The 12,426-nt window shown below is 42.6% G+C and carries 10 protein-coding genes; 4 read left to right on the top strand and 6 right to left on the bottom strand.

From position 1 onward, the window contains the following. Positions 1-6: 6 nt before the first annotated feature. Together pfkB and ACSBQP_RS03595 are read right to left on the bottom strand one after the other, a co-directional pair. Entirely contained in the window at positions 7-921 is a 915-nt protein-coding gene (gene pfkB / locus ACSBQP_RS03600) for a 1-phosphofructokinase (protein WP_025207450.1), read from the bottom strand. Between the two features lie 130 nt (positions 922-1,051). Further along, complete coding sequence (locus ACSBQP_RS03595) at positions 1,052-1,828, bottom strand: MurR/RpiR family transcriptional regulator (RefSeq protein WP_007499235.1); 777 nt, start codon at positions 1,826-1,828, stop codon at positions 1,052-1,054. Positions 1,829-1,988: 160 nt separating this feature from the next. On the opposite strand from ACSBQP_RS03595, the gene ACSBQP_RS03590 reads away from it, so the two are divergent. Further along, a complete protein-coding gene (locus ACSBQP_RS03590) occupies positions 1,989-3,395 on the top strand; it encodes a phospholipase D-like domain-containing protein (protein WP_025207451.1) in 1,407 nt (468 codons plus the stop codon). Positions 3,396-3,407: 12 nt separating this feature from the next. On the opposite strand, the gene ACSBQP_RS03585 is transcribed toward ACSBQP_RS03590, so the two are convergent. Genes ACSBQP_RS03585 through ACSBQP_RS03575 form a run of 3 tightly spaced genes read right to left on the bottom strand, consistent with a single transcriptional unit; the run spans position 3,408 to position 5,040 of the window. Then, the gene (locus ACSBQP_RS03585; protein ID WP_017359528.1) at positions 3,408-3,893 is read right to left on the bottom strand and encodes a DMT family transporter; all 486 of its coding nucleotides are present in this window, start codon (positions 3,891-3,893) and stop codon (positions 3,408-3,410) included. Between the two features lie 21 nt (positions 3,894-3,914). After that, a complete protein-coding gene (locus ACSBQP_RS03580; RefSeq protein WP_025207452.1) occupies positions 3,915-4,601 on the bottom strand; it encodes a Crp/Fnr family transcriptional regulator in 687 nt (228 codons plus the stop codon). A gap of 13 nt (positions 4,602-4,614) precedes the next feature. After that, positions 4,615-5,040 carry a DMT family transporter gene (locus ACSBQP_RS03575; protein WP_008343684.1) on the bottom strand — a complete coding sequence of 142 codons (426 nt, stop codon included), beginning with the start codon at positions 5,038-5,040 and terminating at the stop codon, positions 4,615-4,617. A 212-nt stretch (positions 5,041-5,252) separates the two neighbouring features. Between ACSBQP_RS03575 and ACSBQP_RS03570 the strand changes: the two genes are divergently transcribed. The 3 genes from ACSBQP_RS03570 to cysI all read left to right on the top strand — a co-directional run bounded on the left by ACSBQP_RS03570 (position 5,253) and on the right by cysI (position 10,457). Further along, a complete protein-coding gene (locus ACSBQP_RS03570) occupies positions 5,253-6,680 on the top strand; it encodes an aldehyde dehydrogenase family protein (protein ID WP_025207453.1) in 1,428 nt (475 codons plus the stop codon). Between the two features lie 213 nt (positions 6,681-6,893). Next, positions 6,894-8,705 (top strand): assimilatory sulfite reductase (NADPH) flavoprotein subunit, encoded by a 1,812-nt coding sequence (locus tag ACSBQP_RS03565; RefSeq protein WP_165378889.1) that lies wholly within the window; start codon positions 6,894-6,896, stop codon positions 8,703-8,705. Between the two features lie 33 nt (positions 8,706-8,738). Then, a complete protein-coding gene (cysI, locus tag ACSBQP_RS03560; RefSeq protein ID WP_046343702.1) occupies positions 8,739-10,457 on the top strand; it encodes an assimilatory sulfite reductase (NADPH) hemoprotein subunit in 1,719 nt (572 codons plus the stop codon). 27 nt (positions 10,458-10,484) lie between these two features. Here cysI and ACSBQP_RS03555 read toward each other — a convergent pair whose 3' ends face one another. Further along, a complete protein-coding gene (locus tag ACSBQP_RS03555; protein ID WP_058213697.1) occupies positions 10,485-12,419 on the bottom strand; it encodes an AMP-binding protein in 1,935 nt (644 codons plus the stop codon). Between the last annotated feature and the right edge of the window lie 7 nt (positions 12,420-12,426).

Genomic DNA, 12,426 nt, shown 5'->3' with positions numbered 1-12,426 from the left:
TCCCCCTTATATGTTCTGAATGTGTATTTGCTCAATTAATGAATCAATGTCATGTAAATCACTTAACCCTTTTGAAAAGGCGGTAGATGCCCCTGTTGCAATGCCGTAGCGTAAGCATTCTTCATGTGGTTGTCCTTCCAGCTGTTTACTTAGGAATGCAGCGAGCATGGCATCACCAGAACAAGCCGTGTTTACGACCGTTCCTATTGGTGCATTTCCTTTTAATACGGCTTCGTTTGTAAGGAATAGTGCACCTTCTCCTCCTCGGGAAATGAGTACTTGCTCTGCACCCATCTCGATCAGCTTTCGTCCTGATTCAACGAGTTCTGTTTCTGATAAACGGTGGGTTTTTCCAAAAAATGCGGCAATCTCTTCTTCATTTGGTTTTAGTAAATATGGTTTGTACTGAAGAGTCTCTAAAACCGCTTTAGAGCTTGTGTCTAAAATAAATTTCACGTTGTTTTGATGACAAATAGCGGCTATCTCTGAGAAAATGCTAGCAGGAACGCCTTTAGGCAGACTGCCTGACATAATGAAGATGCTGCCTTTTGGAATGGTCGAGATTTTTTCGCGAAAGGCATCAAGCGCTTTTGCCTCAATAGCAGGTCCTTGATTCACAAGCTTGTATTCTTCCGTTGTGTTAATAAATACATTAATGCGTGTAATCCCATCCACTGGGATAAAATCGGTTTGAATGGAAAGATCTTTTAACGATTGTTCAATATATGAACCTGAAAACCCAGCAATAAATCCTAATGCAGTGCTGGTGAAGCCATATTTCTTTAGCATAATGGAGACATTAACACCTTTTCCATTCGGCTGATAATCTTCATCTTCCGTACGGTTGACTGTATCTGCCCGCATTTCTTTTAATGCAATATATAGGTCAATAGCAGGATTTAAGGTGCAGGTATAAATCAATTGGTTTCACCTTCTTTCTTTTCTCTAAAGAAAGTATCTCATACGATTCAGTGAAAATGTTTTCAGATTGTGTAAAGGTTTTCACGGTAAAAAGCCTCCCATCATAAAGTGTGGAAGGCTTTTTGAGTGTTTATTTCATCCGAATCACATAGGCGTCTAGTAAAATGCGGGCAATGACATGAAGCGACAGGCGGGACCTGACTTCATAATCTGGGAAGAATGATTGTTCCCCTTTATATCCGACGAGTGTCATATCTGATATTTTACTTAATGTAGAATCAATTCTCGTTGTGACCGTAATGGTCGTGACCTGCTTCATACTGAGGTTTTGGCAGGCTTCTACTAGTTCAGACGTTTCTCCATTTAATGAAACAAAGATGGCAAGTTCGTTTTTATCAATGTCACGCGATTTGAGCCGAATGATATTCGGGTCGTCATGAACTTCACATGTTTTCCCGATGAGCTGCAATTTGATGGTCATCTCTTTGGCGATCATCTCTGAAAAGCCTCTGCCAAAAATATAAATTTTGTCCGCATCGTGGATTTTTTGAACTGCATCCTCAATTTGCCCAATACTTTGCAGTTGAATCGTCTTTAAGACCTCTTCTTCATTTTTTCGAATGGCTAGTTTGATGTCTTCGTCAATATTTTTTAGTTGATCACTATCATCTGTCATTTTCTTTTCTTGTTTCAATCGATATTTAAAGGATGTATAGCCGTTGTATCCGATTTTCTTCATCAGTCTGACAATGGTCGCCGTCGACACGTTGGCTCTTTCACTTAATGTGACGATGGATAAGGTGGAGATATCCTCTAAATGCTGGTGAATATAATGCAGTAAATAACGTTCTGTTTCACTTAACGTTTGATACACATCACTTGGTATATTAAATAATGGTTCATTCAATGCGATTCCCCCTTACTCATTTCATACTATAATTAAATGCCCTATGAAAACAAGATGATTCTTTTATCCTGTATTTTTTATTAGAAAGCTGGATGAGTGAAATTTTGTTTTTAACATAAGCTAAGAAAAAGAACGGTTTGTGTGAAAGGAGTTGATCACTGTGCTTCAATTCTTGTTTTTTCTGATCTTTTTATATGTGGTGTATGTATTTTTGACCGCATTTGTCTTGTTTTATTTACCGTTTCAAAAAACATGTAAAGAACATTGCATCTATAAAGCTTCTTCCATCTCAGGAGACGACCAAGGCATAAATCAAGTCATGCTGCTTGATGACGGGTTTGAATCAGGTCAAGTGAGAGTTCAAATGATTCGAGAGGCTAAAAAGAACATTCGTTTGAGTTATTATTCCATTCAAAAAGGAAAAACCGCCGAATGGGTGCTTGGTGCTTTAATTGAAGCGGCTGATCGAGGAGTAAAAGTTCAGCTGTTGTTAGATGGCATTTGCCATAGCCTGCGTGGACCGCTGAAGCATTTGCGTTATGCTGTGGCGAATCACCCGAATATGGCCATTCGTTTTTATGAGCCTTTTCGTTTGTTCAAGCCATGGACGTGGCATAACCGCCTTCACGATAAGCTTCTTTTGGCAGATGGCAGGGTCGCTGTCATGGGCGGCAGAAATATTGGTGATAAATACTTTGCAGATCAGCCGCCGAAAGACTTTGCGTATGACCGAGATGTGCTGCTGTACAACGCCAAAAAAGGAAAAGTATTAGATGAAATGGAGCAGTATTTCGTTTATTTGTGGAATCATGATTTTACGAAAAGAACAAAAGATGTATTTTCCAAGGCAAAAGCGAAAAAAGGAAAAAAGCTAAGAAAACAGCTACTTCGATCTTATCAGGAAGCCATTCGTACAAAAGAACCCTTTGTCACGTCCACATATGATTGGGCAAAAGACGCCATTCGTGCAAAGCAGATTGCATTTTTCACAAATCCAGTGGAACGCTTAAATAAACGTCCGCTCGTCTTGAAAAAGTTAAACGATCTCGCACAGCGGTCAAAGCGTTCGGTTCTGATCCAGACGCCTTATGTCATACCGACACGGCCAATGAAAGACGGACTCACGCCATTACCAAGTGATATTCAAACGACGGTCGTGACAAATTCTCTTACAGCGACACCAAACCCTTTAGCATTTGCAGGATATTTAAGCACGAAAAAGGAACTCATGAAAACGGGTGTTCATTTGTATGAATATCAAGGGCCGTATTCAATTCACGCGAAATCAATGGTCATTGATGATAACTTAAGTATTATTGGAACATATAATCTAGATGCAAGATCCAGCTTTTTAAATACTGAATCGATTTTGGTGATTGATAGTGCACCATTTGCGTTATCTCTTACGGAAGCAATCGAACGAAAAATCGCTTATAGTGTTCTCGTAGCGAAAGATCGAACAGAATATAAAGCAAGCGACTATGGACAGAAAAAAAAGCCTTTCATGAAAAGGCTCCTTTTAACTGGTTTATCTACCATAACGGTTTTATGGCGGCGGTTGATTTAAATAAAAGGGCAGCTACTTTTGTGGCAGCCCTTTTTCTTTTGACTGCTCCTCTTCTACTGGTTCAAACTTGGTTAACTTAAATACGAGGATTCCTGCCACAATGACAAGTACACCTAATAATTTTGTAAAAGAAAATGTTACTTTTTCTAACCCAAGCCAGCCAAGCGAATCAAATAGAAGCGCACAACCTAGCTGGGAGGTGAGAACAATCGAGATTCCATAAGTGGGACCGAGACGTTTGATGCTCTGAACAAGACAGATGACAACGCCTACCCCGATGGCTCCGCTTATCCAGTACCAGGCTTCCATATGCCTTAATTGAAACATGCCGGTTCCTTCTAACAAAAGACCCATCAAAAGTGAAGCGATAAAGCCCATTCCTAGAACTAGCGTCGTTGTTGACCAAGAGCCTGTATGCTCATTGACTTTACTATTAAAAATGGTTTGTAAGCTGACAAGTGCCCCAGCAGTGACAGCTAATATTATTCCTATGATCATATATAAGTCCCTTCGTTTCTTCTATTCATAAATGTTGTGTTCTGCTATTTCTAAAAGCCCTTTTTGATCACAAATCGTAATCTTTCCTCTTCGCCTTTCAATCAGCCCTTTTTCTTGGAACTGCTGAATGACCCGATTAATATGGCGGTAGCTTGTTCCAATTAAGCTCGCTGCATCCGTGAGGCGAAGCGTGCGTGCGTGCGCGTCATCATCACCTGTTAAAACAGACAATAAATAGCTTGCAAGCCTGACCTCTACAGGGTATAAAAGGTGGAAGCTTAAATCATTTGATTTTGTATAAAATTTGTTTGTGATGCCCTTGAGCAAAAAGGCTAAAACTCGTGGATCGTCCTTTGCATGCCGCATGAGGGCTTGATGAGAAATCCTGAGCATATGTACTTCTGTAACGGCTTCAACTGTATTGACCATATCTGTCTGCTGAACGTATTCAATATCTCCAATCGCTTCAAGAGGGTTTTTAAAGCAAAGAATAAACGTTTTTCCTTCCTTTGTGGTGGTGAAAATCTTTAATTTTCCTTTCACCAGCAAGTACATATACTCCCTTTTATCCCCTTTTGAACAAATCAGCTCACCTTGCTGATAACGCCACAAGCTCACATGTGAGATGAGTTTTTGATGAAAGACATTCTGTAACTGATGCATCTTCATATAAGAGGAAAAAAGAGATTCATCATGCAGCTCCTCCATCTGATGCCCTCCTTTATAGTTTTAAGATGATGACGCCTGCAATCATTAAAAAGATGCCTGCATAATGGGGCCATTTCATTTTTTTCTTCTGAACACCAAACCATCCTTTTGCATCGATGGCAAAGGTAAACGCAAGCTGTGCGATAAGTAAAGCAGCGATGGTGAGTGTCACCCCAATGATTTGAATGGCAGTGACCTCATTAAAGATAATAATGGCTGCAAATGCACCTCCAATTAAATAAAGAGGCTGCACTTTTTTGTATTCCTTAAAGTGGCCATCCCGTACGATGAGTAAAATGACGAGAGAGATGATAAACCCTGTCAGCTGCGTGATCGTTGCTGCCTGCCACGTCCCGATATCTTGACTAATTCTGGCGTTGGCTACGCCTTGCAGTGTAATACAAGCGCCTCCTAATAATGCGAAAATAACACCTTTCATTCGTTCAAAAGCTCCTTCTTTTTTCAGTCTAGTTCCATTAAATGATAGATGCCCTCATGTTGAAAAGGACATATGTCCCACTTTGCGTATTATATCAGAAACTTTCCCTTTTACAGTTTCTCCGTTTTAGATTTTTCACAGTGGGTACAGTTTTATATCAGCTGAAAACAGAATATTGGATTGCATCACATATAAAAAGGAGACATGTCAGAATGAGAAATCAAGAGAAACACTTTATTAATGGAGAATGGGTCGCATCAACAGGAAACGAAACGACGGAGGTCATTAACCCTGCGACAGAGGAAGTCATTGGCACCATTAGTTTAGGAACGAAAGAAGATTTAGATCAAGCTGTCAAAGCAGCTCGAGCTGCCTTCCCTTCTTTCTCAAAAACATCTCGAAATGAACGAGTAGAAATGCTGGAAAACATTGTGCGCGGGTACGAAAAACGTAAGGATGAGCTTGTAGAAGTGATGACACAAGAACTTGGTGCACCATTGAAAGTGTCCGAAGAAGTTCATTACAAAATGGGTTATGAACATTTTTCTAAAGCAGCAGAAGCACTGAAATCTTATACATTTACCGAAGACCGCGGTGGACATACGATTATAAAAGAGGCGATTGGTGTCAGCGGATTGATTACACCGTGGAACTTCCCGACGAATCAGACATCTCTTAAAATTGCGGGTGCCATTGCGGCAGGTTCACCAGTTGTCTTAAAGCCAGCGGAAATTACCCCTTTTGCTGCGATGATTCTTGCAGAAATTATTGATGAAGCAGGTGTACCGAAAGGAGTCTTCAACTTAGTAAACGGAACGGGTGACGTGATTGGTGACGGCATTAGCTCACATCCTGATATTGACTTCGTTTCATTTACAGGATCAGGTGCCGTCGGCTCTAAAATTATGGAAAATGCAGCGGACAATGTGAAGAAAGTAGCACTTGAGCTTGGCGGAAAATCCCCTCTTATCGTCTTAGACGATGCAGATGTGGACGAAGCAGCAGAAACAGCCATTCATCATATTGCGATGAATACAGGTCAAGTGTGTTCTGCAGCTACACGTGTGCTGATTCCAGAATCAATGAAAGACAAGTTTGAAAAAGCGCTGCTGAACGCCCTGCCGAAGTTTACAGTTGGTGATCCGAGAGAAGATCACGCTACTGGCCCGCTTGTTTCTAAAAAGCAGTGGGATACGGTGCAATCTTATATTGAAAAAGGAATCGAAGAAGGTGCTACCCTTCTTGCTGGGGGAACTGGAAAGCCAGACGGAATCGATAAAGGATATTTCGCCAAGCATACCATTTTCACCAATGTGAAAAATGATATGACCATTGCGCAAGAAGAAATCTTTGGGCCAGTCATGAGTGTGATCACGTACCAAGACCTCGATCATGCCCTTGAGATCGCCAACGATACAGTGTATGGTCTTGCCGGGTATGTTGTTGGTCAAGATGAAAAAACATTAAAATTTGTCGCTGAACATATTCGTGCCGGTCAAATCACCATTAACAATGCTGAAACAGATTACTTTGCCCCATTTGGCGGTTTTAAGCAGTCTGGTATCGGAAGAGAATGGGGAGACTTCGGTATCGAAGAATATTTAGAAGTGAAAGCTGTGATGGGACTTCCAACGGCGTAAGGCAGGCGAAAAAGAGGAAAACGGTGATCCGTTTTCCTTTTTTTGTGCCCTCTCCCCTATTCATCCGTGTTTTGTCATTAGAAATCTTAATCATGACAATCAATATTATATATTTTACTTAATGGCAAACTTTCGGTAAAGTTCAAATTGAACCTATATATATAATTCCTATCGAATTAATCTATGTTTATATTCCTTGTGAGGTGGATATTGTTGCAACTTCATGTATTGAACAGTCCGTTTAGTCAGGAGCAGGCAGAGTTACTCAATCAGCTGCTTCCGACTTTAACAGAACAGCAAAAAATTTGGCTTACTGGTTATTTATCAGCACAGGCAACCCTTGCCGGCTCAGAAGTTGTCGCTCCGGCGCCTTCTGCCGCAGCAGCTGTACAGCCTGTGAGCAAAGATGTGACCGTGCTTTATGGGTCGCAAACAGGCAATTCCGAAGGGTTAGCAAAAAAGACAGCCCAGCATCTTGAAGAGAAAGGCTTTCAAGTGACGCTCTCTTCTATGTCCGATTTTAAACCGAATAATCTGAAAAAAATAAACAATTTACTAGTCATTGTCAGCACACATGGCGAAGGAGATCCGCCGGATAATGCCCTTTCGTTCCATGAATATGTTCACGGCAGACGTGCGCCACAGCTTGATCACTTAAGCTTTTCTGTTCTTTCATTAGGTGACAGCTCGTACGAATTCTTCTGTCAGACAGGAAAAGAATTTGACGAACGCTTCAAAGAGCTTGGCGGCACACGTCTTTTTGACCGAGTGGACTGCGACCTTGATTATGATGAGCCGTTTTCAGAATGGCTACAAGGTGTTGCCTCCTCTTTGAGTGAAGGTGAAGCTGTATCAATTCCGCAAGAATCAGCGGGAGTCAACAATCAAGCCGTTTCTGAATATTCAAGAACGAATCCTTTTTATGCTGAAGTTCTTGAAAATATCAACCTAAATGGGCGTGGATCTAATAAAGAAACACGTCACTTAGAGCTTTCTCTTGAAGGATCAGGCCTCGTGTATGAGCCAGGTGACAGCCTTGGCATTTACCCGACAAATGATCCTGCGCTTGTCGATGAACTGATTCAAACATGCGGATGGAATGCAGAAGAAGCCGTCACCGTTCATAAAAACGGAGACACTCTCCCTTTAAAAGAAGCACTCACCTCGCATTTTGAGATTACGGTTTTAACAAAACCACTTCTTCAAAAGATCGCTGCACTGACAAAAAGCGAATCCTTGCATGCCCTTTTAGAAGAAGGAAACGAAGAAAAACTGAAAGAATATATCGCAGGCCGGGACTTAGTAGATGCGGCTCGTGATTTCGGTCCTTTTGATGGAACCGCCGCAGATTTCACGTCCATTTTAAGAAAAATCCCTGCACGCCTTTATTCCATTGCAAGCAGTCTCAAAGCAAATGACGAAGAGGTTCATTTGACGATAGGGGCTGTCAGATATGATGCGCATGGCAGAGAACGCCAAGGTGTCTGCTCGATTCTATGTGCAGAGCGCGTGCAGCCAGGTGATACGTTACCTGTTTATATTCAGCACAACCAAAACTTTAAGCTTCCTCAAGATCCAGATGCACCGATCATTATGGTAGGACCAGGCACAGGCATCGCCCCTTTCCGTTCATTTATGCAGGAACGTGAGGAACTGGGTGCAAACGGAAAGTCATGGTTATTCTTCGGTGATCAGCATTTTGTGACGGATTTCTTATACCAAACGGAATGGCAAAAGTGGTTAAAGGACGGCGTCTTAACGAAAATGGACGTGGCTTTTTCAAGAGATACTGAGGAAAAAGTGTATGTCCAGCACCAAATGAAGAAACAAAGCAAAGAATTATTTGAATGGCTTGAGCAAGGTGCTTACGTGTATATTTGCGGAGATGAAAAGCATATGGCGCATGATGTTCACAATACCCTTCTATCCATTATTCAAGAAGAAGGTGCGATGAGCAAAGAAAAAGCAGAAAGCTATCTTGCCAACTTACAGCAGCAAAAACGCTATCAGCGTGACGTTTATTGATTTGATGCTTGAAAGAAAGGAGCTTTTACTTACATGGTGAAGACAGCATTAACAGCGCCGGATGGACCTCCGAGCGACGTAGAGGAAATCAAAGAAAAAAGTGATTATTTACGGGGTACGTTAAAAGAAGTGATGCTTGATCCGATTTCAGCGGGAATTCCGGATGATGACAACCGTCTGATGAAGCATCACGGCAGCTACTTACAAGATGATCGTGATCTGAGAAATGAACGACAAAAACAAAAGCTTGAACCTGCCTATCAATTTATGCTGCGTGTCCGTCTGCCTGGCGGAATCGCCACATCTAAGCAGTGGCTTGTGATGGATGAGCTTGCTCATCAATATGGCAACGGTACTTTAAAGCTGACAACTCGTGAAACCTTCCAGCTTCACGGTATTTTAAAATGGAATATGAAAAAGACCATTCAAGACATTCATTCTACAATGCTTGATACGATCGCAGCTTGCGGCGACGTGAACCGGAATGTCATGTGTACTTCAAACCCCTATCAATCAGAAGTGCACCATGATGTATACGAGCTGGCGAAAAAATTAAGTGATGACCTGCTCCCGCAAACAAGAGCTTATCACGAAATTTGGCTTGATGAGGAAAAGGTTGCGGCAACGCCAGATAAGGAAGTTGAACCGATGTATGGTCCGCTTTATTTGCCAAGGAAATTCAAAATTGGTGTGGCGGTCCCTCCTGCTAATGACATTGATGTATTTTCGCAGGATCTAGGCTTTATAGCCATTATAGAAAACGATCAACTGGTCGGCTTTAATGTCGCAATTGGCGGCGGAATGGGTATGACGCATGGTGATACAGCGACTTATCCGCAGCTTGCAAAGGTCATCGGCTTTTGTACACCTGAACAAGTCGTAGAAATTGCCAAACAAGTCATCACCATTCAACGTGACTACGGAAACCGTTCCGTGCGAAAAAATGCCCGCTTTAAATATACGGTGGACCGCCTTGGTCTTGAGAATGTAAAAGAAGAACTTGAGCGCCGTCTTGGGTTTACTCTTTTAGAGGCAAAGGACTATCATTTTGATCATAACGGTGACCGTTATGGCTGGGTAAAAGGCATTAATGGCAGATGGCATTATACGATGTTTGTAGAAGGCGGACGCATCACAGACTATAATGATTATCCACTGATGACAGGCATCCGCGAAATCGCCAAAGTTCATACAGGTGACTTCCGTCTAACCGCCAATCAGAATTTAATCATTGGGAATGTGACAACTCATAAAAAGAAACAAATCGAACAGCTCATTCAGAAGTTTGGTTTATCAGACGGCCAGCAGCATTCCGCCCTGCGCCGCAGCTCAATGGCATGTGTATCTTTGCCAACTTGCGGTTTAGCGATGGCTGAAGCAGAGCGCTACCTTCCACGATTGATTGATAAAATCGAAGACATCGTTGAAGAAAACGGATTAAGTGATAAAGAAATCACCATTCGAATGACTGGTTGTCCAAATGGTTGTGCTCGTCATGCTCTTGGAGAAATTGGATTTATCGGAAAATCACCTGGTAAGTATAATATGTATCTTGGTGCCGCATTTGATGGCAGCAGATTAAGTAAATTATACCGTGAAAATGTGGGTGAGGAAGACATTCTAAAAGAACTTGGCTCTATTCTCCCCCGCTACGCAAAAGAACGAGAAGAAAATGAACATTTCGGCGATTATGTCATTCGGGCAGGGATTGTGAAAGAGACAACAGATGGAACGAATTTTCATGTGCAATAAAAAGAGACAGGAATCATCCTGTCTTTTTTATTTTTTCTGTTTCTTATTCAAGTATTCGGTCAGACTCTTATATACATCTGGATTGTCTAATGAAGATAGATCGGGTGAAGGCTGCTCTTCATACGCCCCTTTAAGTAAACGTCGTACAATTTTTCCATTCCTTGTTTTCGGCAAAGCTGAAATGAGATGAACTTCTTTTGGTGTGAGCGCTTTACCAGCATGTGAACCAACATGGGCTGAAAGCTCTTGGATAAGGGCTGCTTCTTCAAAAGCATGCGGACTGGTCACGATGAAACAGACGAGCGCCTCCCCTTTCACCTCATCCTTTACCCCAATCACAGCGGCTTCATGCACGGCAGGATGCCATGTAAGGATGGATTCAATTTCAGCTGGCCCGATACGTTTCCCTGCTGTATTAATGACATCATCCGATCTGCCGGTGATGTGGAATTCTCCGTCCTCTGTTTGCATGACCCAATCTCCATGTGTCCATACACCATCAAATCGTTTGAAATACGTATCTTCATAACGCTCCGGTTCGTTCCAAAAACCACATGTCATGCCGACCCATGGCTTTTTCACCACAAGCTCCCCTACCTCATTCATCACGCTTTGCCCAGCTTCATTGTATACATCTGCCGCCATTCCTAAGATCGCCGCATTAAAGAGAATCGGTTTGATGGGTCGAAGCAGCGTACTGCCTACAATGCCACCAGAAACCTCGGTTCCTCCTGAATAATTTAAGATGGGAATGTTCTTTTGACCAATGGTGTGAAATAACCATTGCCACGGAGCTTCATTCCACGGCTCCCCAGTAGAAATAATGGCTTTGACATGCGGTAACTCGACCCCATCAATCGATTGCTGCATCGCAGAACGAACAAATGTAGGGGAAAGTCCAAAATGAGTGACTTTCTTCTCGTGGATGAATGACCAGAGCTGCTGCTCATCTGGATAATCGGGAGCGCCGTCATATAAAACGATGGCAGCGCCATTGATCAAGCCGCCAAAGACGAGGAATGGCCCCATCATCCAGCCCATATCAGTCAGCCAAAACAACCGGTCTCCTTTTGCCACATCCATACATAGCCCGGCATCAAAAGCTGCCTTTATCGGAAAGCCTGCGTGTGTATGAACGGCTCCCTTTGGTGTGCCGGTTGTGCCTGACGTATACAAGATCATCAGCGGGTCTTCATTTGTGACATAGGTCGCGCCGGTGATCGGCTGTTCTTTTAACAAATCATTCAGCAGGACATCGCCCTGATATCCGGTATGAGAGGAAGTGTGCACAATCACTTTTTGCACAGTTGTGGTTTTGTTGATGGCATCAGCCACACATTCCCGCATGTTGATCGTTTTCCCTCGCCGCATCATTTTATTCGCTGTGACGACTATGGATGCGCCTGACGCACGTATGCGTACAGTGAGTGGCTCGCTTCCATAGCCTGAGAAGACTGGGCTGAAAATCACACCAATCTTTGCAAAGGCAAGCATGACGGCGACCGTTTCTGGAAGCATTGGCATATAGATGATGGCTACATCCCCTTTTTGAAGTCCTTCTTTCAAAAAGCCAGCTGCAAGACGGCTCACTTTCTCTTGAAGTTCGAGAAATGACCATTTCTTTTCTTCACCGGCTTCATTGCTCCAAATGATGGCGGGCTGATGCTTCGTCTCTTCTTTTTCTGCCCATTTGTCCACAGCCGTTTCGGTGATGTTTAGTGTGCCGCCCTGATACCATTTCGGCCACATCAATGAGTGGTGACCTAATGCCGCTTCATATGGTTTTTTCCACTGAATGCCGACCGCCTTCTCCGCTTCTCTCCAAAACCAGTCTGTGCGATCAATACTGGCTTGATAGAATGAGTCATACGTAGAAAAACCAAGAGATTTCATCCACTGATGCAAACGTGTTTTTTGGCTCTGCTTTTCTTCTGGTATCCATTCTGGTTTCAGGTTGATCATGAGATCT

The sequence above is a fragment of the Bacillus sp. G402 genome, from assembly GCF_051172515.1.
GTDB lineage: Bacteria > Bacillota > Bacilli > Bacillales > Bacillaceae > Bacillus > Bacillus altitudinis.
Note: the sequence above shows the minus strand (reverse complement) of the source record. Positions and strands in the feature narration are given on the sequence as shown.